At 56.8% G+C, this 23,989-nt stretch carries 25 protein-coding genes and 1 pseudogene; 10 read left to right on the top strand and 16 right to left on the bottom strand.

What is annotated here, in order from left to right; genetic code table 11:
• The first annotated feature begins 677 nt into the window (after positions 1–677).
• Complete coding sequence (locus tag WEU32_RS10150) at positions 678–1,304, top strand: hypothetical protein (protein WP_181544058.1); 627 nt, start codon at positions 678–680, stop codon at positions 1,302–1,304.
• Between the two features lie 154 nt (positions 1,305–1,458).
• Here WEU32_RS10150 and WEU32_RS10155 read toward each other — a convergent pair whose 3' ends face one another.
• Positions 1,459–1,626, bottom strand: a complete 168-nt coding sequence (locus tag WEU32_RS10155; protein WP_406851809.1) for a hypothetical protein — start codon at positions 1,624–1,626, stop codon at positions 1,459–1,461.
• A gap of 151 nt (positions 1,627–1,777) precedes the next feature.
• On the opposite strand from WEU32_RS10155, the gene WEU32_RS10160 reads away from it, so the two are divergent.
• Together WEU32_RS10160 and WEU32_RS10165 are read left to right on the top strand one after the other, a co-directional pair.
• On the top strand, positions 1,778–2,416 hold the full coding sequence (locus WEU32_RS10160; RefSeq protein ID WP_406851810.1) for an SOS response-associated peptidase: 639 nt from the start codon (positions 1,778–1,780) through the stop codon (positions 2,414–2,416).
• Between the two features lie 252 nt (positions 2,417–2,668).
• Positions 2,669–3,205, top strand: coding sequence for a cysteine hydrolase family protein (locus WEU32_RS10165; protein WP_406851811.1), 537 nt, complete (start codon positions 2,669–2,671; stop codon positions 3,203–3,205).
• 387 nt (positions 3,206–3,592) lie between these two features.
• On the opposite strand, the gene WEU32_RS10170 is transcribed toward WEU32_RS10165, so the two are convergent.
• From WEU32_RS10170 to WEU32_RS10180, 3 genes are all read right to left on the bottom strand, one after another.
• Positions 3,593–4,093: a ferritin-like domain-containing protein gene (locus WEU32_RS10170; protein WP_406851812.1), complete on the bottom strand. Its 501-nt coding sequence runs from the start codon at positions 4,091–4,093 to the stop codon at positions 3,593–3,595.
• Positions 4,094–4,183: 90 nt separating this feature from the next.
• Positions 4,184–4,510, bottom strand: a complete 327-nt coding sequence (locus WEU32_RS10175) for a hypothetical protein (RefSeq protein WP_406851813.1) — start codon at positions 4,508–4,510, stop codon at positions 4,184–4,186.
• 240 nt (positions 4,511–4,750) lie between these two features.
• Positions 4,751–4,900 carry a M15 family metallopeptidase gene (locus WEU32_RS10180; protein ID WP_406851814.1) on the bottom strand — a complete coding sequence of 50 codons (150 nt, stop codon included), beginning with the start codon at positions 4,898–4,900 and terminating at the stop codon, positions 4,751–4,753.
• Between the two features lie 618 nt (positions 4,901–5,518).
• On the opposite strand from WEU32_RS10180, the gene WEU32_RS10185 reads away from it, so the two are divergent.
• Positions 5,519–5,788: a SemiSWEET family sugar transporter gene (locus WEU32_RS10185; RefSeq protein ID WP_406851815.1), complete on the top strand. Its 270-nt coding sequence runs from the start codon at positions 5,519–5,521 to the stop codon at positions 5,786–5,788.
• Positions 5,789–6,098: 310 nt separating this feature from the next.
• Here the strand turns inward: WEU32_RS10185 and WEU32_RS10190 are convergent, their stop codons facing one another.
• Positions 6,099–6,581 (bottom strand): KilA-N domain-containing protein, encoded by a 483-nt coding sequence (locus WEU32_RS10190; protein WP_406853431.1) that lies wholly within the window; start codon positions 6,579–6,581, stop codon positions 6,099–6,101.
• A 215-nt stretch (positions 6,582–6,796) separates the two neighbouring features.
• Here WEU32_RS10190 and WEU32_RS10195 point away from each other — a divergent pair, with 215 nt between their 5' ends.
• Positions 6,797–7,213: a hypothetical protein gene (locus tag WEU32_RS10195; protein ID WP_406851816.1), complete on the top strand. Its 417-nt coding sequence runs from the start codon at positions 6,797–6,799 to the stop codon at positions 7,211–7,213.
• A 145-nt stretch (positions 7,214–7,358) separates the two neighbouring features.
• On the opposite strand, the pseudogene WEU32_RS10200 reads toward WEU32_RS10195, so the two are convergent.
• Positions 7,359–8,051 (bottom strand): annotated as a pseudogene (locus tag WEU32_RS10200) (IS6 family transposase).
• A gap of 264 nt (positions 8,052–8,315) precedes the next feature.
• On the opposite strand from WEU32_RS10200, the gene WEU32_RS10205 reads away from it, so the two are divergent.
• Complete coding sequence (locus tag WEU32_RS10205) at positions 8,316–8,483, top strand: DUF2256 domain-containing protein (protein ID WP_406853432.1); 168 nt, start codon at positions 8,316–8,318, stop codon at positions 8,481–8,483.
• A 2-nt stretch (positions 8,484–8,485) separates the two neighbouring features.
• Positions 8,486–10,045: a cryptochrome/photolyase family protein gene (locus WEU32_RS10210; RefSeq protein WP_406853433.1), complete on the top strand. Its 1,560-nt coding sequence runs from the start codon at positions 8,486–8,488 to the stop codon at positions 10,043–10,045.
• A 206-nt stretch (positions 10,046–10,251) separates the two neighbouring features.
• Here the strand turns inward: WEU32_RS10210 and WEU32_RS10215 are convergent, their stop codons facing one another.
• Both WEU32_RS10215 and uraH read right to left on the bottom strand, forming a co-directional pair.
• Positions 10,252–10,755: a GlcG/HbpS family heme-binding protein gene (locus WEU32_RS10215; RefSeq protein ID WP_406851817.1), complete on the bottom strand. Its 504-nt coding sequence runs from the start codon at positions 10,753–10,755 to the stop codon at positions 10,252–10,254.
• Between the two features lie 116 nt (positions 10,756–10,871).
• On the bottom strand, positions 10,872–11,273 hold the full coding sequence (gene uraH, locus WEU32_RS10220; RefSeq protein WP_406851818.1) for a hydroxyisourate hydrolase: 402 nt from the start codon (positions 11,271–11,273) through the stop codon (positions 10,872–10,874).
• Between the two features lie 348 nt (positions 11,274–11,621).
• On the opposite strand from uraH, the gene WEU32_RS10225 reads away from it, so the two are divergent.
• Positions 11,622–12,608, top strand: coding sequence for a TerC family protein (locus WEU32_RS10225; protein ID WP_406851819.1), 987 nt, complete (start codon positions 11,622–11,624; stop codon positions 12,606–12,608).
• 840 nt (positions 12,609–13,448) lie between these two features.
• Here the strand turns inward: WEU32_RS10225 and WEU32_RS10230 are convergent.
• From WEU32_RS10230 to WEU32_RS10250, 5 genes are all read right to left on the bottom strand, one after another.
• The gene (locus WEU32_RS10230) at positions 13,449–14,156 is read right to left on the bottom strand and encodes an ABC transporter ATP-binding protein (RefSeq protein WP_406851820.1); all 708 of its coding nucleotides are present in this window, start codon (positions 14,154–14,156) and stop codon (positions 13,449–13,451) included.
• Positions 14,153–15,358 carry an ABC transporter permease gene (locus WEU32_RS10235; RefSeq protein WP_406851821.1) on the bottom strand — a complete coding sequence of 402 codons (1,206 nt, stop codon included), beginning with the start codon at positions 15,356–15,358 and terminating at the stop codon, positions 14,153–14,155. Before WEU32_RS10235 ends, WEU32_RS10230 begins: the two co-directional genes overlap by 4 nt.
• Before the next feature lie 4 nt (positions 15,359–15,362).
• Complete coding sequence (locus WEU32_RS10240; RefSeq protein WP_406851822.1) at positions 15,363–16,400, bottom strand: efflux RND transporter periplasmic adaptor subunit; 1,038 nt, start codon at positions 16,398–16,400, stop codon at positions 15,363–15,365.
• Between the two features lie 182 nt (positions 16,401–16,582).
• Complete coding sequence (locus WEU32_RS10245) at positions 16,583–17,365, bottom strand: hypothetical protein (RefSeq protein ID WP_406851823.1); 783 nt, start codon at positions 17,363–17,365, stop codon at positions 16,583–16,585.
• A 210-nt stretch (positions 17,366–17,575) separates the two neighbouring features.
• Complete coding sequence (locus WEU32_RS10250; protein WP_406851824.1) at positions 17,576–18,958, bottom strand: methyl-accepting chemotaxis protein; 1,383 nt, start codon at positions 18,956–18,958, stop codon at positions 17,576–17,578.
• Positions 18,959–19,154: 196 nt separating this feature from the next.
• On the opposite strand from WEU32_RS10250, the gene WEU32_RS10255 reads away from it, so the two are divergent.
• Both WEU32_RS10255 and WEU32_RS10260 read left to right on the top strand, forming a co-directional pair.
• The gene (locus WEU32_RS10255; protein ID WP_406851825.1) at positions 19,155–19,925 is read left to right on the top strand and encodes an EAL domain-containing protein; all 771 of its coding nucleotides are present in this window, start codon (positions 19,155–19,157) and stop codon (positions 19,923–19,925) included.
• A 2-nt stretch (positions 19,926–19,927) separates the two neighbouring features.
• Positions 19,928–20,386 (top strand): BLUF domain-containing protein, encoded by a 459-nt coding sequence (locus WEU32_RS10260; RefSeq protein ID WP_406851826.1) that lies wholly within the window; start codon positions 19,928–19,930, stop codon positions 20,384–20,386.
• Between the two features lie 499 nt (positions 20,387–20,885).
• Here WEU32_RS10260 and WEU32_RS10265 read toward each other — a convergent pair whose 3' ends face one another.
• The 3 genes from WEU32_RS10265 to WEU32_RS10275 all read right to left on the bottom strand — a co-directional run bounded on the left by WEU32_RS10265 (position 20,886) and on the right by WEU32_RS10275 (position 23,862).
• Positions 20,886–22,919, bottom strand: coding sequence for an ATP-binding protein (locus WEU32_RS10265; protein WP_406851827.1), 2,034 nt, complete (start codon positions 22,917–22,919; stop codon positions 20,886–20,888).
• Positions 22,920–23,128: 209 nt separating this feature from the next.
• Positions 23,129–23,557 carry a DUF3429 domain-containing protein gene (locus WEU32_RS10270; RefSeq protein ID WP_406851828.1) on the bottom strand — a complete coding sequence of 143 codons (429 nt, stop codon included), beginning with the start codon at positions 23,555–23,557 and terminating at the stop codon, positions 23,129–23,131.
• A complete protein-coding gene (locus WEU32_RS10275) occupies positions 23,554–23,862 on the bottom strand; it encodes a DCC1-like thiol-disulfide oxidoreductase family protein (protein WP_406853434.1) in 309 nt (102 codons plus the stop codon). Before WEU32_RS10275 ends, WEU32_RS10270 begins: the two co-directional genes overlap by 4 nt.
• Positions 23,863–23,989: the final 127 nt, after the last annotated feature.

Genomic DNA, 23,989 nt, shown 5'->3' on the forward strand with positions numbered 1-23,989 from the left:
CCAATAAAGTCATTTAAGCAACTTCACAGCAGCCCTATATCTCGTCGTCGCTGGACCAAAATCTAAACCTCGTCTTCATTATGACCGCACGTCTTTCTCCATCAGAAGATGCCGAGGGAACGTAGTCAAGCTAAGGCAATCGATCGCTTCAGTATGCAGAAAGCAATAAGCGCAATGCCCAAGTTATAGAGCCAGCTCAAAGGATTCTCCGACGGTATTGGTTCCGAAATTACAATTCTTTCTCGATCGGAACAAAGTCACCTCTTTTTACCTTTCACTTTCATGCTTTTTAGAGGTGAGACTATGAAATGGCTAATACCCACTATCGTGTCGTCCGGCTTGTTGCTAGCTGCCTGCGGTAACGAAAATTCGTCTGACCGTGACAGTGTAGAAGGACCAGTTGTTGCGCCGTCCGAAGCTCCACGTAATTCTGCCCTCGGTGACGAAAATGCCTCGACCCTAACTCCTGGTGCGAACTCCTTCACCGAAAGACAAGCTAGAGCGGCGATTGAAGGCCAAGGCTTCACAGACATCGGACCATTGACTCAAGATAACCAGGGCATTTGGTCGGCCACGGCGACGAAGAACGGAAACACCACCACGGTATCTGTCGATTATAAGGGCACTGTAGTTTCCAAGTAACAGACATATATCACTGGAATTTCTAGAGGTTAACCATGGAAACGATTACTCGACTTTTCGATCACCACACAAATGCGCTTGCGGCCGTGTCGGCACTTGAAGCTGCAGGTTACAGCCCATCGGACATCAGCATCGTATCCAATAATGCTGATAATTGGCATGCAGGTCATAGACACCAAAACGATGCCGTTTTAACGGATGACGATAGCGAAGCGGCTGAAGGAGCCGGCAAAGGTGCCGTGACAGGGGGTGCTCTTGGAGCAAGTGCCGGTATTCTCGCGGGTCTGGGTATGCTGGCAATTCCCGGTCTTGGCCCGGTTGTTGCCGCAGGCTGGCTGGCATCTGCAGCTGTAGGGGCTGCAGTCGGGGCTGCGGCTGGCGGGGCTACGGGTGGGCTGCTCGGTGCTCTTAAGGATGCGGGTCACAACGATGAGGACGCCCACATCTATGCAGAAGCTGTCCGACGTGGCGGCACGCTTGTCAGCGTAAAAGTCCCTGAGCATAAGCGGGAACATGCTGAAAGTATTCTCGCATCCCATCGCAGTTTCGATGCCTCTACTCGGGGAGTTACCTACCGTGAAGAGGGATGGGAGCGATTTGACACGGATGCAGTCCCCTACACCTTAGATCAGATCAACGCCGAGCGAGCGCGGTACCGCTAAGCTATTATAAGGCCCCCGTTTTCGGGGGCCTTAATTATTTTGGGCCAATGTGGTTTGTTTAATGCGGCCATGGATGGGGTCAATGAGCGGCTTGATCAGGATATGCTGGGACGCCGCGGCTGGACTAGGTGTCGACCGTGCGGGCGTGAACCCCTTAGTCTGTCTGACGGCTTTCGCGCAGGTGAGCCTGTTTTACATCGCCGTCGATGTGGGCCTTACTGGTCGCAAACACATAGCCCGCAACAATGGCGAAGGACACCAGCGCGATTACCACGCACCAGATGACGGTTTCTTTTGTCGAGAAAATCTTGAGGTTTTCCATTAGCCTCTAATGTCGTTGGAACGTCCGTACAACCTAATGGTTCAGCTTAAGGCATTATGGTTATGACGGGCCAGCGCATATTGGCGGGCCGCTGACCCTACAGCCGCCTCTACCTTTGAACAACGGCGCTCTGTCATGTGAGGTTCGAGATATGTGCAACCAGTACGCCAATAAAGCCGGACCACAGGCCATCATGAAGGCGGCAACGGCCGAGCGTAATGCTGCGGGCAATCTGGAACCAGGAAACATCTTTCCCGACAATGCCGCGCCCATTGTGAGGATGGAGGGTGACGAGCGCATCCTGACCACTGCGCGGTGGGGCATGCCGTCGCCCGCCTTCGCCCTAGAGGGCAAGAGAACCGACACGGGCGTAACCAATGTCCGCAACACATCCAGCGCTCACTGGCGGCGCTGGCTGGTCCCAAAGTTCAGGTGCCTTGTGCCATTCACCTCCTTCAGCGAGCCGGGGCGCAATGCCGAGGGCAAGTATGAGCCAGTGTGGTTTGGGTTGAAGGATGCTGATCCGGACGCGCCCGTCTTCTTCGCCGGTATCTGGGTGCCGCAATGGACAAGTGTGCGCAAGGTGAAGGAGGGCGAGGTGACCACTGACCTTTTCGCCTTCCTCACGACCGATCCAAGCGGGCCGGTGAAGTCGGTCCGCCCCAAGGCGATGCCGGTGATACTGACCGAACCGGACGAGTTGGAAATGTGGATGCGTGCCGAGTGGGCGTTTGCGAAGGTGCTCCAGCGTCCACTGGAGGATCACGCTTTAGAGGTTGTTCTGAAATGAAAATACCCCCTCGCCGCTAAGAGGGGGTATTCATCATCAGCAGCACAACGCAAGGGGGACTTACATTTTGTGCTGTTAGAGAAATGGTTGTTATCCCAAAATGTTCCCTGCGCGTGGTTCGTAAATCTGTTTGCGAACCGGCAAAAAAAGCAACCTGCACGATTTGCATGCGTTGGCTGGAGTATGGCTTCTGGAATTCGTTTTGGACCGATATCTCCAAATGCAGTCCACCTGTGTGTGGATATGCAAAGAATGTTTGCCGAAGATACGCCTTGGCAAACGCCGTGGCTGCCTCGCGTTTTACCAGTTGTTGTTCGCCTCTGTGAGCGACATGCGCCCCATACGGTTTTCACGCGCTTTATTCCGGTAGATCGCCCTGGTGAAGGGATCGGCAGCTGGCGTCGATATTGGGAAAAATGGGCAACAATGACGCTTGTTCATTTGGGCGAAGACAAGGTTGAGCTTTTGCCCGAACTGGCTGGCTTTATTCCGCCCGCTAGGGTCGTTGATAAATTCGCCTATTCGCCTTGGGTCGGGACTAATCTGGCTACCGATTTAAGGGACAATCAGGTCGATACACTTGTAGTCAGCGGAGCAGAGACAGACATGTGCGTGCTGGCGACGATACTGGGCGCTGTAGATCTGGGCTTTCGGGTCATCGTCGTTTCGGACGCTCTGTGCAGTTCATCCGACCAGTCCCATGATGATTTGCTTAACCTATATCATGAGCGGTTCGGACAACAGATTGAGACAGCAGAATGCCATGATGTCTTGGAAGCTTGGCGCTAAAAGATAGACGTTGCCGAGGAGGCTATTGCGTCTTCACAGGGCAAGCATATTTCCATTTATTCAACATTTTTCGCCCGCCCATTATCGGAAATGGTTGCAACGACTGTGTCGCCAGAAAGGACGTGGGCTACCGATGCGCTAGTATGTTGAGAAAACAACCGCACAGCCTCTTGTACTGCACCAGTCCGGCATTCAGCCTCTAGAGCTTCCATATGTGTCGCAGAGGAGTGCTGCGTTTCCATCAAGCAGAAAAAGACCATCCTATATTCCCCGGCTCTACCAGATAAATTGAACCGCGCCAGTCTCCAATCTGAACCAGCTGGCTACACACTGCCCAATAAAAATGAGGCCCGCCCTCCGAAGAGAACGGACCTCCTATGGAAAATATTATCCGCTTGAAGAAAGTGCCTCAGCGTTTACTGCCATATCGGCAATGCCCGTCAAATCTTCATCCGTCTGGGACTCTTCCTTCAATGTCTCATCCAAAAGAGCCGCGGCATCCTTCATATTAAGCACGAGAGCCCAGCGCTTCAGTGTGCCGTACCTCGTGATTTCATAGTGCTCTACAGCTTGAGCCGCAGCGAGAAGACCGGCATCGAGCGCGGGAGTGTCTTTGTATTCCTCCATGATCTCATCCCCCTCGGCGAGGATTCCATCAATGGCGTCGCACGTCTTTCCGCGGGCTGCCTTACCAATAATCTCAAACACCTGCTGAAGGCGTTCTATTTGACCTTCCGTCTGATCTTTGTGTTTTTCGAAGGCGGCTTTCAACTCTGATGACTGTGCGGCGCGAGCCATCTTCGGCAACGACTTCAGGATCTTACGCTCAGCGTAATAAATATCCCTCAGGGTGTCATAGAATAGGTTTTCAAGAGTTTTACTAGCCATTTGCTCCTCCTTCTAGTTGAGAGGAAAAGCAATTTTAAGATGCATCGTTCCATACACCTAAGCTTTTGCGGGATGTAGGCGCTAATAATACTAACTCCAGAAGCGCCACCATGGCCGATTTATTCTCCCTACGATTTGCGCATCTCGTCCCTCATATCGGCGGATCGTTTCAAGAGCATCAGATTTGTCGCGGTTCGAGATTTTTAGCTGACCTGTCTGTTCAATTCCAAACAACTGCCAGTCAAGCGCTGCATCACCACTATCGCCGAGCACAGCACTTGGCACGTCTTCAGCCCAGCGGCCCGCGATCAGTGAGGAACAGCCCTCACTTTGCGCACGCACTTGGATTGAGGTTGCACAGCCTACGACGAGCATCAGCATCGCGCACAGCAGGATCGTTTTCACCGCGTATTGCATCAGCGGCCTCTTGGACCTGATCTCGGGTGGATTGGTTTGCGGCGTCATTTTTGTCACGGATCACGCTGGCCTCTTTGGCCGAAACCGTTCGGCCGTCGGAGAAGGCCAGCTCGCCGGATGCGTGGTCGCGTTGAGCCTTGTGATTTGCCTGAATGGAGCAAGTGCCTATCAGGACAAGGGCGATGATGACGGCCCAGCCCAGCAGGGTCAGGGATCGGATGGCCTCACGCATACTGGCGATCATGGATGCACCTTCCGATCCAGCTCAAAGTGCGGACCATCGCGTAGACGCGGCCAGTCGCCGCCCCAGATGAGGGTCACACCTTCTTCCTTGGCGGCCTGTTTGAAGGCGGCGGCGATCTTGGGATAGAGCAGCCAGTCCCAACGCACCGTGCCATCTACCTATGCGGCAATATCGACGGCGTGGTCGATCATGTGGCGACTATTCTGGGTTTGACTGGCACCGGCCTTGACCAATTCCTTCTGGCCTCGGTGCCTTCGGTGACCATAAAATCGACGCCTGTAATCTGGATTGCATGATGAACGACACGGACCAGAGCGGGATGCACGCCTTTGAGGCTCGCCAGCGAACGCTGCGAGAGACGGGATGCGATGATGGCCTCCATTGTCAGATTATGGGGTTAGTGGTTTTCTGCTCGCAGGGGGGCGAGACAGAAAATCGACTAGGTTGAAATAGGCACGATGGGCCTAATACTTGCCGATGCGCTGTTTCAGACGGTCACGCTGGTTCGCTCGATGACGCCAGAAGTGAAGAAGGTCATACCGGCCATCCTCCTCTAATCCGCACAACAAATTGTGCCAAAGGTTATGACGACGGACAGTCGAAGGCCTACGCAGTTCTGCTGGTATGGGCTTCGATGCTACCCAGTGCAGACGCCTTGTGTTGGGCCGAGTTGCAGCACTGAACTCAGCAACTCGTTAGGCCGAATTCAGTGGATCACACTGCGGGCACATGGAACATCGCTGACAGGCTTTCGTTGCCCTTCCATGAGCAATACCCTCGCCAACTTGGTCGGTACGGCAGCCGCGATCTGCTCGATCACCAGCTTCGCGCCTCAAGCCATCAAGATTTGGAAGGAGCGCGATGCCTCAGCCATCAGCCTGCGGACCTACTCCCTGACAGTTACCTGTTTCATGCTCTGGGTGATTTACGGTGTCATGACCGAGGCTTGGCCGGTGACAGTTGCCAATGCTTGTGCGCTGGTGATGGCGTCGTTGGTGTTGGTTATGAAGTGGCGGTTTAGGGACACGTCGTGAAAGAAACGTGGGGAAGCCGAAGCCTCCCCTTTTGATTCACGCTGCGAGGTTGGGGTCTCGGTTTTCGATGGCTGCAACATTGCGCCCTTTACGATCTGCTCGATCCATTTCGATTGCTCTGCGAAGATGTTTGACAGACCTCAATATTGCTGCCCGACATTCTTCACCTCCATCGCTTCTTTCTTCAGTTATTCGCTATCGGGCCAGTGCCTCTGTTGCCATGACATAAGTAAGCTCATCGGCAGACATGGCATCTCGAAGGCTCTTGGATTGAGTGAGCCCCTTTTCAATCTTAAGATCCTTCGCACTCTTACCAAATAGCCGCGGTAATCACTATCTGGCAAATTCCGTAGTCTTTGCCTTTCACTCCATGATCCTGAAGGCAGTCGGTATAACGGCGGCGCTGAGATCGTCTCAAAGCTCGGATTGCAGCCCATTCATTTGACTCTGAAGAAGCCCGCTCAAGCACTTCATCTGAAAGTTTTGCATCCGTCGAGACGTAGCGAATGAAGACGTCTTTCACCTTTAGTGCGAGTTCGGGGCTAAGATATTCAGCGTCATCCAGCGCTAAATGCTGATAGGTGAAAGTTCCTCCCCCCTTGCCACCTTTGCCAATAATCCAAACGGTGTCTCTTAATCCCCCGAATTTTTCGGGGGATTGTATCAGGGCGTTCAAGACCCCCTTCGTGGACGGCAACGCGCGCCAATCGGAGGGCTCTTTGTTCATCGGTTGAACCGCGGCTCGCCAGAGATCGTTAAGGCATATACGGTCTTCACCATCTCTGCGGATAATAGCTCCCTTACCATTGGATTATGACTTGATGAGCCAGCATTTATCTGGACGTTAGAGTTCTCGGTATGCATAAGCATCCCACTATTGAAGGCGGAGGGATCGCCTAGGAACGTCTCTCCTCCGTCGGCTACCTTTGCACTAAGTATCAGGTGCCCCCTGCCCTTAGCTGGGAACACTCCGCTCGATGACAGCATTTCCTTACAAAGGAGATTGCAATGTCAGGCACATATAGCGACCCCAAAGGCCACAAAAGGGAGATTCCGGGTAAAGTCGACCATGATGCGGATCCAGCAAAAGGCGTGCTGGTAGATGGCAACGGCAACCCGACAAAGATCGGCACCGAAATGCTATCCAATGGCACTGCTGGGGAAGACACACGTGGCGTCGATCAGGTGAACCTCAGCGCCATGACTGTGCGACAGGAAGAACGCCACCGCGACCCAGCCTCAGATGATCCCAATGCTTCAGATAGTCGCTCTACGGGCGCAGAGCATGGCAAGCCAGTCCATGACGAACGCCAGCCCAATACCGGCCAATCCGATGGTTCAAGCAACCTATCGGCAACGTCAAACGTACGTCAGCAACGCCAATATCCAGATGGCAACAAGCCCAAGCCTGATGTCGCTGAATAGAGAAAACCCGCTTTCACCGGCGGGGTTTTTGTTTGACCTAAATATCGTCATCACCAACCGGGGCTGTCAGGCTAACAAAACGAAGCCAAAAGGGTGCTGTCAGGATAACTAAAGCGAAGTCGAAAGATCCCTACCCTGCTCATTTTCAGACCACGGCCGCCTCCCACGCGGCATTCGCTTCAGCGCGAAAGCAACGAAGTGTGGGTCTGCTGATCAAATGGCGCTGGAAGTTGAAGGTGTTGTAGATCGCGGCGTGGGTGGTGAGAAATCTCTGGGCTGAGGCTTGGGATTTGAACCTCTGATGCTGCCGCTGCCGTCGTCGGATCGGCAGATGCGAGTTCTCAACGCGGTTGTTGTCACGAAGCCTGCCAGGGCGATGCAGATGGCGCAGTTCCAACTGATCGAGTGCCGCACCGTACGAGGCCAACCCGTCCGTCGTGATGGTTTCTGGCTCAACCGGTTGATTGCGCAAAAGACGTCTGATCAGCTTCAAAGCCGCCTCTGTGTCCCGCTGGCGCTGGACAACGACGTCTAAAACCTCGCCTTCGTCGTCGACTGCGCGCCACAGATACATGCGCCGTCCTCCGATCTTGCAGACCATTTCATCGAGATGCCAACGGCCTGTCGGAGGCACTCTCCGCTTCTTCAGCCGCCGTGCAACCAGAGGCCCGAACTTGATCGTCCAGCACCGGATCGTTTCGTAGCTGACGTCAATTCCGCGTTACGCCATCAGTTCCTCGACGTCGCGGAAGCTAAGATTGAAGCGAAAGTACAGCCACACGGCATGACGGATCACTTCGGCTGGAAAGCGGTGACGTTTAAACGATAAGGGCTTCATAAAAACGCCTACTCCACCAATGGCTTGAAGCCATCAAAGCGGAGCACCTTTAGCGTTAGACTGACAGCACCCATCAATGGGTCCTGAGCCTAGCGGCGTCTTGTGACCTAAACCTTACTTCTAAAATTAGGCTTATTTCGTGCCGCTGAAATGGATGTAGCGCCCCAAAAAATAATAAACTCTACCGCACAGATCCAACTCCATGCATCAATCGTACTCAAAAAACCTCAAGAATTAAGTGAAGACTATCCGAGGGCTAAAAGGATGCAAGGCGTACACAAACGGGATCTTCCGTTCAAAACCTGCCCTGTATGCATGAGGCCCTTCTCGTGGCGCAAAAAGTGGCAAAAAGACTGGCCGAACGTGGTGTATTGCAGTGCGCGTTGCGCCTCTCGAAAATCGGCCGTTAAAGAACCGGCACTCCCCTTATGACAATGGATAATGGGCACGGCGTCCTGCGGCTCGTACTCGGAGACCAGTTGTCCGACAACTTGGCGGGTCTGAGCGATATTGACCCTGCGCGCGACGTTGTACTGATGGCCGAGGTCCATGATGAGGCCACCTATGTTCATCACCACAAGCAGAAGATCGCCCTGACCTTTGCCGCCATGCGGGCATACGCCGAACGGTTGACCGCACGCGGCTTGACCGTTCGTTATGTCCGTATCGATGCACCCAACAACAGCCACTCCATTATCGGCGAGCTGCACCGCGCGCTGACCGAGCGCAACTTCAGCCGCGTCGTGATCACTGAACCTGGAGAGCTTAGGCTGGCAGACGCCTTTTCAGCCTTTGCCGCAACTTCTGGCCTACCCGTCGATATCCGTGAGGACCGGCGTTTCATCTGTTCCCACGCCCGTTTTCGGCGCTGGGCTGCCGATAAACGCGAACTGAGGATGGAATATTTCTATCGCGAGATGAGGCGCGAGACCGGCCTACTGATGAAGGGTGCAGATCCCGAAGGTGGCCGCTGGAATTTCGATGCCGACAACCGCAAAAAACTGACCAAGGGCCTGCGTCCACCGCGCCGGCTGCGCACAACGCTCTCTGAAATAACCTTGGGTGCTATAGCCGATGTCGCACGGCTGTTTCCCGATCATTTTGGAGATCTGGACGATTTCGGCTGGCCCACCACCGCCGATGAGGCCGAGGCCGCATTGGAAACCTTCCTGACGCACATCCTACCTGCTTTTGGTGACTGGCAAGATGCCATGGCCTATGGCGAGCCCTGGATGTGGCACGGTCTGGTCTCGACGGCGATTAATATGGGACTGTTGGACCCTCTGGACGTCTGCCGACGCGCCGAGGTCGTCTATCGCGCAGGCTATGCTCCTCTGAACGCCGTCGAAGGCTTCATTCGCCAGATCATCGGCTGGCGAGAGTTCGTGCGCGGCGTCTATTGGCTCAAGATGCCCGACTATGGCCAGATGAACTATCTGGATGCCGACCGCGCTCTTCCGTGGTTCTTCTGGTCAGGCGAAACGGATATGGCCTGCGTGGCAGACGTGGTCCAGACCTCGCGCGCAAACGCCTATGCCCACCACATCCAGCGTCTGATGGTCACGGGCAACTTGGCCATGATGCTGGGCGTCCATCCCGATGCCGTCGATGACTGGTACATGACGGTCTATGCCGACGCCTATGAGTGGGTTGAAATGCCGAACACCCGCGGCATGGCAACCTTTGCCGACGGCGGCATTATCGGATCAAAACCCTATGCCGCCTCAGGTGCCTATATCCAGAGGATGAGCGACTACTGCGGCGGCTGTCGTTACGACGTAAAGGCCAAGAGCGGCGACGGTGCCTGCCCGTTCAACCGTCTCTATTGGGGCTTCCTCGAACGCAACCGTGCGCGACTTCGCAACAATGACCGACTGGCGATGCCCTATAAGACACTGGACGGCTTCGGAGAGGCCAAACGTACCGCGCTGCTGGCCGAGGCCGAAGCGACACGGATCGCTATGGGAGCTGTCCCGCTGGAACCGAAAAATTAATCTTATGTGTTAACGTCTGACAAGGCCTCAACTCAACCTCCTGACCAGTAGCATTTAAAACTTGACGATCCTACAGAACATTTAATTTCCACTTCTTTCACAAAACATATATGTAAAATTAAATGGATTACAGAATTCTGAGCACATCGTACAACATGTAATATACTCAATTACAGCGATATGGATTAGCTTTGCTTGTTTAATATTCAATCTTGAGGCAGATGAAGGTTTATCGAGGCCAAAGCGCAACCCTCGTCTGCTTCCGCGCCGCCAGCCCCTGCAACACCCAAGGCTCCGATAATCTGGCCATTCACAATGAGCGGCACACCCCCACCCAAGAGCAAAAGCTCGTCAAGAGTATTCAAATTTTCTGACGCAGGATCATTGCGCGCCCGTTCGGCAATTATACGGGTCGGGGTTTTGGTCGATAAAGCCGTATAGGCCTTGCGTTGTGCCGCTGCTGTATTGTGGGGGCCGACAACGTCATCTCTCTGCAGAGCAACCAGATTGCCGCTTCTGTCCACTACCGCAACAACAGCAGACCGTCCTTGGGCATGGCATATCTCAACCGCACTACTGGCAAGCCGATTAGCTAAATCTAGCGAGACATCCTGCCGAAACAAAACCCCCTGCGGCGCAACTGGTTGATTATCTGGGAGCGTTACATAGCTTAAAGCTAAAGTTGCCAGTAAACTTATTGAAGCTATCACCGTCGAAACCTTTATTTATTATTTTGATTAGCATTGAAAATGCTATTAATGTCTTGCTGAATATTAACGCATAGAGACGCCAACCTAAAGGGCCGCTCTATGCGTTAAAGACCAGATCAGTTGCCGCGATATGTGCTGTATCCATAAGGGCTAACCACTACTGGCACGTGGTGATGGACCATGGGATCAGTCACGCGAAATACAACATCGATTTCGGGAAAGAAGGGCTCAGTGTCAGCAGCTGGATACTGCGACATGTCAAATGTAAGCTTATAAACGGCGGCCTGAGCATGAATATCATCACCAAAAGAACGCACACGCCCATTTTCGTCTGTTTTGGCCTTCGCCAGTTGTTGCCACGAACCATCCGCCTGTTTGATTTCAAGCGTTACGGGAACATCTTTGCCACCCACGCCGCGCGCCAAATCCAGAACATGGGTCGAGATGCCCTCTGCTAAGGCGCTCGTTGCAAACAAAGACAGTGTAGCGGAAATCGCAAAAAGGGGGGAAATGCGCATCTGAATCTCCTTAGCCATACGGCAAAACCAAAGCCAAAAACACGGCTTTGTTCATACGATCCGGCAACAAGAACAGATCACTTAACCAACAGCCTTTTCAAAAATTATGTCCCTGCACCAGGTTGGCGTAGGCTGGCTCGGGAGTCCGTTAGCAAAGCAATCTATCCGTCTCAACTTGCCGGAAAGAGCCGGATTGGTTAGTCTATAAACAGCGGACCGGGCCCCTCTGACGTCTGATGGCAGGCGTGATGTCGGACCGCATCGAGCGAGCTCGGTGCGCGACGGCCTCTTACGGTCGATCCCTTTTCATACGCACGCCGTGGTCGCTCCCTAGCAAAGGGGAGTCCAATGGACCTGATGACTTTCTTCCTGGCCGAATGGTTGGGCAAGCCGGCCTGGATGTGGCTGGCCTTCATGAGCGTCGTCGTGGCGCTTCTGGTGCTGGACTTGGGCGTCCTGCACAAGGATCAGCATGAGATCGGCGTGCGCGAGAGCCTGCTTTTGTCCGGCATGTATATCGCCGTCGCGCTATTGTTCGGGGGCTGGGTCTGGTGGGAACTCGGCAGCCCGTCCGGCATCGAGTACCTGACCGGCTTCGCGATCGAGAAGTCGCTGGCGATGGACAATGTCTTCGTCATCGCCATGATCTTCGGCTACTTCGCCATTCCGCGCGCGCTTCAGCACCGGGTGCTGTTCTGGGGCATTCTGGGCGTGATCGTGCTCAGGGCCATCATGATTGGCGCGGGCGCGGCCCTGGTTAGTCAGTACGGCTGGGTGCTCTACATCTTCGCCGCCTTCCTGATATTCACCGGGGTCAAGATGTTCTTCGCCGGCGATGGTCACGCCGACGTGGGCGCCAATCCACTGGTCAAGTGGATGCGCGGACATCTTCGCATCACCGACCATCTGCACGGGCAGAAATTCTTTGTACGGGCGCCGCACCCAAAGACGGGCCACATGACGTTATGGGCCACGCCGTTGTTCCTGGCGCTGGTGATGATTGAGATCGCAGACGTGATCTTCGCGGTGGACTCGGTGCCGGCGATCTTCGCCATCACGACCGATCCCTACATCGTCTACACCTCGAACATCTTCGCTATTCTGGGACTGCGAGCGCTCTATTTCGCGCTAGCGGCCATCATCCATCGCTTCGCCTATTTGAAGCAGGCACTGGCTGTGTTGCTGGTGTTCATTGGCGGCAAGATATTCGTAGCCGACTTGCTGGGCTGGGAGAAATTCCCTGCGGAATGGTCATTGGCAATCACGGCCATTATTTTGTCGGCGGGGGTGATTTGGTCACTTTGGAAGACGCGCGATCAGTCCGATAAAATCTAATACTTTTGATTTAATGACCCGCGAATAAAAATAGCACTAGGCTAATGCGCTGTGAATGCAAACAGGTCGCTTAGTCTATCCCCCGATATACGGCCCGGCGTGCATTAAACACTCGCCGGGTCGAATTCGATCTAATGGATTTAGATTCTAGCGCCGAGAGGTCTATTACTCTCATACACACCACCTACCTCTTAACGATTAGGGGGATTTAATTACTGAGCAATCTTTAAAGCATGATCTTGCAGCAGACACTGCAACATTTTGGCAAAAGCTCATTCCGCGCCCATCCAAATTTCTAGCTTACCAGGCGCTGCTAGGATGACTGGCATCAGATTGGGCTGAAACGACTTTACCGGCAAAGAAGGGGTGAACTTTCGGATCGGCATCCTTCAACACTTGCTCTCTCAGGCGAAAGTGGGCGGTGGCTTATCCCAACGCGCTGTGTCCACCTTGATGATAACATTTGGTTCGACCGTCTGAGCATACTGTTCGCCCAAAACCGGCCCTCCATGACAGATCGGCGTTATTCAAATACAATGACGGCTGTAGATTGAGTGGCCCGCCAATATGGGCTGGTCCGTCATACACATTATGACATGAGATAAATCACAAGGCCGCACGGACCTTCAAATGACACTGGAGCCTTATGGAAAGCCTCAAGATTTTCTCGACCAAAGAAACCGTAATCTGGTGCGTGGTGATTGCACTCGTGTCATTCGCGATTGTCGCTGGCTATATTTTTGCGACCAGCAAGATTCAAATCGACGGTGATGTGAAACAGGCTCACATGAGAGAGAGCCGACAAATTAAATAATGCGTTCAGAACAAGTGTTCAGCAACTCAAGTCGAACCACCTTGCCCGACCACATCATTGGAGACTAGCAGCCCGTTGCTAAGCATCAGGCGGCGGGTGCAGCGGGCGGCGACGCCCTCGTCATGGGTGCAGATCAGGAAGGTCGCCCCCTCCTCCCGGTTCACCTCGCGCATCAGGTCCAGCACGCGGTCGGCCGAGTCGCGATCCAGGTTGCCCGTGGGCTCGTCGGCGATGATCAGATCGGGCTGATTCATCAGGGCGCGGGCGATGGCGACGCGCTGCTTCTGGCCGCCCGAAAGACGTGTCGCCGGATAGTCGATGCGATCCTCAAGCCCCACCCGCGCCAGAAGGCCCCGCGCGCGGTCGCGCATCTGGCGCGAAATGCCCCCGGCGGGCGCGGCGGCGGGAAAGGCGACGTTCTCCATCGCGGTGAAGTCGGGCAGCAGATGATGAAACTGGAAAACGAAGCCCAGCCGCTCGTTGCGGAACTGCGCCCGCCGGGCCTCGGACAGGCCGTCCACGGCTTCGCCGCTGATCGACAGGGAGCCCGCCGACTGGCGCAGCAACAGGCCGATGATCGACAGCAGGGTCGACTTGCCCGACCCCGACGCCCCCAGCAGGGCGACCAACTCGCCCCGGTCCAGATCCAGGTCGATGCCTTTGAGCACGCGGGTTTCTTCCTCCCCGTTGCGGAAGACCTTTTCGATCCCCCGCGCCTGAAACACGCGCGTCATTGCTGAATCGCCTCCAGCGGATCGACCCGGGAGGCCGAACGGGCGGGCAGGATCGAGGCGATCACCGCCCCAAACGTGGTCAGCACCAGGGCCGCGACATAGCCTCCCTGCTCCGGCGCGATGGGCAGGGCCGAGGTTCCGTCAGGCTTGACGATCCCTTGCAGCCAGAGACACAGGCCGTAGCCGCTGGCGCAGCCGATCAGGGCGCCGACCAGGCCGATGATCAGGCCCTGAAGCAGGAAGACCCACAGGATGAAGCCGCCCGGCACGCCGAAGGCGCGCATGATGCCGACCTCGCCGCGTCGTCGATAGGCGGACAGGACCAGGGCGCTGGCCACGCCGATGATGATGGAGATCAGCGAAAAGATCTGGATCAGGGTTCCCGTCTGCCCCTGTGCCTTCAGCGCGTCCTCCAGGCTCAGGTTCTTTTCCTGCCAGGGCGTGGCACGCAGCCCCGTCGCATCGGCCAGAAAACGCGCGACCGCCCGGGCGTCGTCCGGGTTCTTCAGCTTGACCTCGATATTGGTCACGCCTTCGGGCAGGACGAACAAGGGCCGCGCCGTCTGCAACGACATGAAGGCCACCCGTTCATCCAGGCTCTGAAGGCCGGTGCGAAACACGCCCTTCACTGTCAACTGACGCTCCACGCCGCGGTCGGTCCGCAGCAGGATGGACTGCCCTGCGCTCAAACCCAGATCCTCGGCCATGCGCACCCCGATCAGCAGGCCGTCCGCGCCCAGATCGCCGTCGCCGCTGATGATCTTGGGCGTGATCTGGGAGATGGCGTCGATCCCCTGCGGGTCCACACCCAGGATCGAGACCGGCGACACCGCCTCGCTCTTCACCAGGAAGGCGCTGCCCGAAATCTGCGGGCTGATGGCCGAGACAGCGGGGTTGGCCCGCAGCAGTTGCACGATCATTGGCCAGTCGCGGATCTGCTTGCGCTGGAAGGTGGACACCAGGGCGACCGATTCCACCGGCATGTCCGGTCCCGCCAGAACCCGCGCCACGCGGGTCGGCGGCTCCAGACTGACATGGGCGCTGTGGCCCGTGACCTGATCGGTCAGCCGCACGGCCAGGCCGGCGATCAGGGCGGTGATGAAGACAAAGACCGTCACCCCCAGCGCCACACCCGCGATCAGCAGCAGGGTCTGGCTGGGGTTGGATAGCAGATACCGCCGCGCGACCTTGAGGGCGAACACGGCCTCAATCTTCCATCTTGGGCGCCACAGGTCGGACGCGAGGGCCGACGCGTGCCGAGGCGGGGTCCAGAATCACGCGCTCGCCCGCTGCTAGACCGCGCTCAATCAGGGCGTTGACCGTGGGCCAGCGCGCAACGACGACGGCGCGTTCACGCACGACGTCGTCGCCATCGACCACATAGACCTTGGGCGCGGCGGTGGCGTCCGCCACGGCGCTGCGCGGCAGGACGACGGCGCCGGGTCGCTGGCCGACGACGATGGTCACGTCGATCGAGCGACCGGGAGACAGGGACGAGCCCGCCTCAGGCGCAAGCTTCACCAGCCGTCCGCCCGTGGCCGCATCGACCTGAGGCGAGACCTCGATCACGCGGGCGGCGAATATCGTGGAGGTCCCGGACAGGGACGCGCGGGCGGTCATGCCTGGACGGATGGCGTCGGCGTAGGCCTCCTCGACCTCGGCACGGATTTCGACGCCTGTCGCCGATCCCAGTTCGAACAGGGTCTCGCCCGCAGCCACCACTTGGCCGTTGTCGATGGGCCGCACCAGCACCACCCCGCTCATCGGGGCGCGGATAGTGAACTCCCGCGCGCGTTCGGCGGAGGCGCGCACGGCGGCGGCGGCGGCGGCGACATTGGCCTCGGCGGCCTGCAAGGCGGTGCGTGCGGCGTCCAGGGCGGCCGGCGCGGCGAAGCCCCGCTCGTTCAGCGTCCGGGTGCGCTCGTATTTCAGGCGAGCGTCCGCGGCCTCGGCGCGGGCGGCGCGCTCGCGCGCCAGATCGGCCTCGGTCTGGGCCTGCTCGACAGAGGCGAGGATGACGGCCAAGGGTGCGCCCGCCGCGACGCGGTCGCCGTCGTCATGCATCAGGCGCACCACCTGCCCCGGATTAGGAGACGCCACCTGGACCAAATCCACAGGCCGCGCCCGTCCCACCACCGACAACGCCAGCTCGACCGTTTGAGGCTTGACCGTCGCCACCTCAACCTCGGGCGGGCGGCGCCAAAGCACCACAGCCATCACAGCCAGTCCGAATAGGATGGCCATAGTAAGTATTATTAGCTGTTTGTGATTAAGCCGCATGAATGATCTCTTAAGGTCGCAATCCACGACGCAACGATCCTGCGGCGGTCGCCATGGTTCTGCAAGCCTACGGGCACCGCTCGGCAGAAAGCATTGCGGTAGAGAGGAAAGCCCCGGAGTCGATCATCGACTCCGGGGAATTAGTCTCAGAAGGCGAACTTTGCTCGTAGTGTCACGGGCACATAGGTGCGGTCGCCCACGCCGTTAATCGACGCTAGTCCCAGACCACCGATGGCGCTGTCGTCATCGTTCAAGCTGGAGATATAGCGGATCCCCGTTTCGGCTTGCACCGATACCATGCTGTTGAAGGCATAGGAAAGACCGACATCGACGCCCGCCGTGAAGCTTGTGGAGCTGTCATAAAAGGGCGCGTCGGAGATGGTGATGGCGGCGTCCGGAATTTCAAATGTGGCGTTGATCTTGTCGGTGAAGACCGCGCCCACACGTCCGGCGACGTAGGGCTTGAGCGCGCCCGCGCCGAAATACTGGCGATAACCGGCTTCTAGGGCATAGGCCTTGTACTCGCCGAAGGTCCCGTACACCGGCAGGGTCGTGGCCAAGGCCGGCACGAAGGCACCGCCTACCTGCACACGGCCCTCGTCAGCCTGCATGTAGCGCACTGATCCGAAGACTTCGGCGTTATTATTCAGGCCATAGGCAAACTCAGCGCCCAGATTCATACCATTACCGTAGATGTCGTCGAAGCTGCGCGACTGGATGCGCAGTTCGGCGTTCACCCCAGCTAGGTCAGGATTGAGCGGGCCAAGGTCCGGTACCGCCGCAGTCGCTCCGCCATGAACATCGCCGGCAGTTGGGAATTCAGCGCCGGCTTCCAGGCTTACTGTCCAACGGCCAGGGGAGGTTTGAGCTTGAGCAATGCCCGCGCCCGAAAGCACCACAAGGCTAGAAAGTAAAATCGTCTTCAACATCCTTCATCCCTCTTTCATGCATCCAAAGACGCTGTTCCCGGGGTCCACATGCATCGACCCCCGGCCGCAGGTCCGCGAAGAGCCAGCGTGACATCTCGCTGGCACATAGAACGAGCTGACTTTTTTTGAGGCAGCTCCCAGTTTACGCGAGATGGGCGAAAGCGGATCAGGCCTTTAGCATATTTCCTGCTTAAGCCCTTGGGCGAAGCCTTAAACCACGATAGCCAAGGGTTGATCCGCCGTGATCTTAAAGCGCGCGATCAGATCAGTCAGTTTGACGCAGTCGGCACGCAGGGTAAGGCTGCCAGATCTCAGCTGTTCGACCATGTTGGCGTTCTGGCGGGTCACTAGGCCCATGTCAGCGATGGCACTGTCGACCTCGACAAGGCGATGCACTTGGTCAGCGGTCGATCCTCGAACCTCTGTCATCAGATCGCTGACTTCCCTGATGCCCAAGTTGATAGCGTTCAGTGCCTCCCCCGACTGGCGAACCAGGGCCACGCCGTCATCGACCTTGGAAGTGCTGGAGGAAATCAGCAGCTTGATTTCCCGCGCCGAGGCCGCCGAGCGCTGAGCCAGGGCGCGCACCTCCGCCGCCACGACGGCAAAGCCGCGGCCGGCCTCCCCAGCCCGCGCAGCCTCCACGCCGGCGTTGAGGGCCAGCAGGTTAGTCTGAAAAGCGATCTCGTCCATGACGCCAATGATCTCGCCAATTTGGCGCGACGCCAGTTCGATCTCTTCCATAGCGGTCACCGCGCGCCCGAGTATCTCAATTCCGCTTTCCGCCAAGTCGCGTGTCTGCACCACCACCTCGTCGGCGGCGCGAGCATTGTCAGTCGTCTGACGCACGGTCGTGGCGACCTGTTCCAGCGCGACCGTCGTCTTCTTCAAGCTTTCATCCTGGCGCTCTGTGCGTCGCATAAGGTCTTCGGCCGAGCCGCTGATGTCGATAGCCCCGGACTGCATCGCCCCGGCGCTGGACCGGATCACTCCCATGGCCGAGTCCAGCGACGTGATCGCCTTGTTGAAGTTCGTGCGCAGCAAGCGATAGTTTTCGGGGAAGGGCCTCGTAATCAGATAGGTCAGGTCGCCGGCCGCCAGCGCCTCCAGCGCACCGCCGGCACCCGACACCACCGCCGCCTGACTCTGCGCCGCCAGACGATCGCTCTCCGCGCGGCGCTCTCTCTCTTCTTCGGCTGCGGTAACGTCGGTCGCGAACTTGACAACCTTATAGGGCACGCCTTGCTCGTCGAGGATCGGATTGTAGGTGGCCTCAATGACGACGCGCCGGCCGCCCTTGCCGAACCGTGTAAATTTGTCGGCGATGAACTCCCCCTTGTTCAGTCGCGCCCAGAAGGCAGCATAGGCCTTCGAGCACGCCTCGTCCTGATCCAGAAACATCCGATGGTGACGGCCACGAACCTCGTCGAGGGCGTAGCCCAGCACGTTCAGAAAGTTTTGATTGGCGGTCAGGACATGCCCCTGAAGGTCGAACTCGATGACCGCCTGGGAGCGTTGCAAGGCCGACATCATCGCGCGCATCTCGCGCAGTTCCGTTTCAGCCAGCCGTCGGTCGCGCGTACGTGCAAACATGGTCGTCTCGAAACTACAGCCCGCAGGGCGGACATGGGGCGCGGCTTCTAGAAGCGGATCCATTAAGAAAATGTGATTATTTTGTCCGACATTTCGCTCTGAATCCTTATAATTTTTAGCCCAAAGCCTCGGAACGCAAGATTTCTTAAAGAAGGGCAGCCCTAAGCAAATATCCAAACAGTCGGGAGTATGAGCGATGAATAAGGGATGTGAGGGATGCCGCGACGGCACCGGCTTCAATCTGCAATTCTCTATGGCTTTTCAGCCCATCGTTGATATTTCAAGCCAGACAATCTTCGCCCACGAAGCCCTTGTGCGCGGTATTGGTGGCGAAGGTGCCTATTCCGTCCTGAGCCAGGTTTCGGACGACAACCGTTACGCTTTCGACCAGCAGTGCCGCGTCAAAGCCATCGAGATGGCCACCGCACTGAACCTACCTAGGGACGGTGCAAGGCTGTCAATCAATTTCATGCCCAATGCAGTATATGAGCCGCGGGCCTGCATTCGCCTGACGCTGGCGACGGCAATTCGGACTGGCTTTCCACTCGACCGGATCATATTCGAATTTACCGAAGACGAAAAACTAGACACTAATCACCTATTGGACATCCTACGCACCTACCGCGCTATGGGCTTTAAAACGGCGATCGACGATTTCGGTGCCGGATATGCCGGACTAGGGCTTCTGTCGAAATTCCAACCAGACATCGTTAAACTGGACATGGAGCTCGTTCGCGACATAGATCGCAACCGCGCCAAGCAAAAGATCGTTAGCTCCATGCTCGCTCTGATGTCCGATCTAGGTATCGAGACCATTTGCGAAGGCGTTGAAACTCAGGATGAGCTGCGCGCGCTGGAAGAACTAGGTGCAACCCTAATCCAGGGCTATGCCCTAGCCAGACCCGCCTTCAACAGTCTGGTCCACGCCGAAGCCCTACAGTCCATGCAGGCGCGCCACGCGATCTGAATATGGTGCGGCAACTAATCTATACCAGTAGGGTAGCTAATGGTTTTCAGGAAGAAGATAACTTACTGCAATCCATTCTCGACGTATCGGTCCGAAACAACGCCACAGTCTCCGTGACCGGCATGCTCCTGTTTTACCGCGACCACTTCTTCCAGGCACTGGAAGGGTCTGCGGAGGCTGTCGAAACCATCTATCTTAGGGTTTGTCGCGACCCGCGTCATCAGGAGCTTAGGCTGCTTCAGGACGCGCCACGCAAATCCAGAAGTTTCGAAGGCTGGGCGATGTGTGGATACAATTTAGGACCTGCTGACAATGAAATCTTAGGGGTTTTAGGGCTGCGACGCGGGTTCGATCCTAAAAGTATAAGCGGGCCAGGTGCCTTAGCGCTTTTAACAAACGTTCATGCTGTTCAGCAGCGCGTAAATCTAAGGACACCCTCTTCTATTGTTATTGAATCTTGAGCCGATACTGTAGGGTGGATCGGTATTTTCGGGTTAACTTGGCCTGATTGAGAAGCCCTCCACCCTAGTGCCTCTAAGAATAACGCCGCTGATTACTGGTCATTGAGGCGGAAGCGAATACGGGCACCACTTTGCACTTCTCAGCGTTGCGGCAGAAAACCGTACTTTTTCATTGTAAGCGAAACGAATTCCGGTTTCGGCAGCTTGGGTTGGAAAGCACGTCCTGCCCTGAGCCAATGGACAGGCAGAGACTTCGCCACTTCAGTGACACCTCGCGTCAGATGATCTGCTCCGTCCACTTCTTAAATCTCAAACAGAGTGAGCCTTAATCTTATCATCTGTCTCTTACGCACATCGTACCCCTCCTATCCCAACGCCCAACAGGGAATCTCGCCGGGTCGATCACATAGACCCGTTTCATCGTAGCGCTTGGTGCCATGACGGTCTGGGTTTCAACGACCAGCCTCGTCATAGGCGCGAACAGAATCTCCGACCGATCTTAGCTTTTAGCCGACAGGGTGTTCGCCGCGCCGCCGGACGCGTTGATCCAGGCCAGTGCATGATAGAGAGCGGTGGCTGTGATCGGTTTGGGCAGATGAAGGTCCGCGCCCGCCATGAGCGCGTTAACGACATGATCCTGCAAGGTATTGGCGGTCAGCATAATGATGGGGGTCCGTCCCCGACCTTGTGCCGCCTCCAGATCCCGAATAGCCCGCGTTGCCGCCAGGCCATCCATACGCGGCATCATCATGTCCATGAGAACGGCGTCGAAATGCTTAGTGCGATAGGCTTCGACCGCTTGGCCCCCGTCTTCGACGGCAGTAGTCGTAATGTCGGCTGCAGAAAGGATAAGCTCGGCCACCCGACGATTGGTTTCACTGTCGTCGGCGACCAGAATGTGAGCGAAGCCATGACTGCCCTGATCAGTCGTCACCGTGGTTTCTTTCTCGGGGATGGGCCTGCCCTCAGCCAGCTTGATATCGAACCAGAAACTCGCTCCGGTGCCGGGCGCGCCTCGACAATCTATGGAACCGCCCATGGCTTCCACTAATTCTCGGCATATCGACAGACCCAAACCAGTACCGCCGTATAGGCGACTGATGGCTGCGTCCGCCTGCTGAAAACGTTCAAACAGACTATGGCGCTGGTCTTCCGAGAAGCCGATGCCCGTATCCTGAACTTCGAAATGGAAGACGTCCCCCTCACCACGCGTAACGCTGAGCGATACTGATCCAGCAGTAGTAAATTTGATAGCGTTGTTTAGCAGGTTAATGATCACCTGACGTAGCCGCAGAGAATCTCCGACGACAAATCCTATCCCCTCATCGCAACGCAGCACGAGGTCTAGCCCCTTCTCGGAAGCCTTTAGCGCGCACAGCTGGCAAGCCCGTTCAACCTCGGCGGATAGATCGAAGACGTCCTGGGCAATCTCGATGTCGCCGGACTCGATCCGCGCCAAATCCAGGATGTCCCCGATCAGGCTTCGCAGCTGATCTGCGGATGTCTGTATGATCCCCGCTAGCTCCTTTTGGTGATCGGATAGCGGCGTGTCCGCCAATAGCTCGGCAACCCCGATGACGCCATTCAGAGGCGTGCGTAGCTCATGGCTCATATTGGCCAAAAAGGCGCTCTTTGCGACGCTGGCGGCCTCTGCTTCGGTCTTGGAGCGGATCAACGCCGCCTTCTGCGCCTCACGTTCAGATATGTTGCGGATCGCCGCACTAGTACGCTTGACACCGCTCTCATGCCAGACCGCCAGAGAGACCTCGACATTGATGATCGAGCCGTCCTTGCACCGGGCCGTCGCCTCGGCGCGCGCGCCGTCCAGCACGGCACCGACGCCCTGAAAGCCCTGGTCCAGAGCAAGTGCCTGGATAGTCTGACAGGTCAGACCGATAAGCTCTCCCGTATGGCCCAGAGCTTCCGCCGGCGAATAGCCGAACAGCCGCTCAGCGCCTGGAGACCAGTAGATATAGCGATTGTCTTCATCGGCCATAATGACCGCGTCTGCAGCCGCTTCAAGCGCGCGCTCCAGCGCCCGATACCTTTGACGCCCGGCCAGACGCTCGGCGGCGATTCGGCTCAGGTCCTGCAACAGACCCGCGACTTCAGCGTCATAGCCTCGAGGTTCCGGCGCGATCAGGCAGAGGCTGCCCACTGCCCGACCGTTCACCACGAGAGGCGCTCCGGCGTAGAAGCGGATCGAAGGCGATCCCAATACCAGAGGATTGTCATGGAAGCGCTCGTCGAGGCGCGCGTCCGGTACCCACAAAACCTCATCAGGTCGAAGAATGGCGTGCCCGCAAAGCGCGACGGAGCGATCCGTCTGCATCAGATCCATGCCGCTTCGGGCCACAAACCTCTGATGGTCCTCATCCAGCAAGGATATGAAAGCAGAAGGAGCCCCCGAGTGACGACGTACAAGGTCGAGTATGCCGCACAGCACGGCATCCTCCTGATATCCGTCACGCCCCAACGAACGGACCATCGCCAGTCGCTCGACCTCGTCATGCGGATTTTCTGGAATCAACATACACACCTCACAGTTCGAAGCCTTTCAGTCCTCCACATTGATCATGGGTTAATCTGAGCATCGGTACAAAAACCTACATAACCGCGCGCCTCGACCGGCGCGATATAAGCCAGCGAAAGAAGACTGCAGCGGCCAAACTAGATTGGGACGCACTGAGCCTCGCTAGGGCTGCCTGTCGAGGAGATGGCTTACTTATTGTCAAACTGCGATCAAGAACCAATGAACCCTGCGACCACAAGGCACAGAATAACCGCCAGGGTGAGCCATAGACGCAACCTTCCATACCATTCGACAAGGTCGCCACGCCTGACGCATCTCAAATCATAAGCCAACAGAGCTAAAAAGCCGGCTGCCAACCCTAAAAGTCCGATGGGCGGCGAGGTGAACCCCATGGCAAAAGCCCACAGAGCAGGCAAGACGCTGACGCCATAAGGTGGCACCCCGTTTTCGCTTCTCAACGTCGCGACACCCCAGTGCACTCCGCCCATGAAGGACAGAATGACCGCACCATAGAGTCGAAGAGCGTCCGCGATTTGCTCCGCATCGCCCAGTCCAACAGCCAGTGCCCCCGTGAGGCCAGCAAACGGTAAAACCCCGAACCAGCCCAGGATCATCGCTGGGCGCGGTGCGCGGGTCACAGCCCCTTGCTCCCACGTTCCAGACGAAAAACGACCGCCTGTAGACAGGGTCGAATGCGCAGAAAGGCTCCGTAGGCGCACTCTAGGCCCCGAGCGAAAGGTTGGATCGCCACCAATCGACCAAGCCAACTCAGGCCCGGAAGTTCTCGCCATACAGCAGCGAAGGCGGCCGCTCCGCTGACGGTCTGGCCGTCGGCCCCACGGACATGAAATCGACGAAGCAGCGCGTCGCGATCCATATCCCCTACATCTTGTAGCGTTACATCTAGGAAAGACAGTCGTCGGTGACAGTCTAGCCGCCGCATCAACCTGATTTCCCGAGAGCAGAGCGGGCACTCGCCGTCATAGTAGACAATCAAGCCCGAGGCTGGCGACTCTGTCTTATTATACAAACCCGTCACAACGATTAGAACTCCAAGCTGTACCTGCTTA

It is taken from the genome of Brevundimonas sp. BH3 (assembly GCF_045345115.1).
Taxonomy (GTDB): Bacteria; Pseudomonadota; Alphaproteobacteria; order Caulobacterales; family Caulobacteraceae; genus Brevundimonas.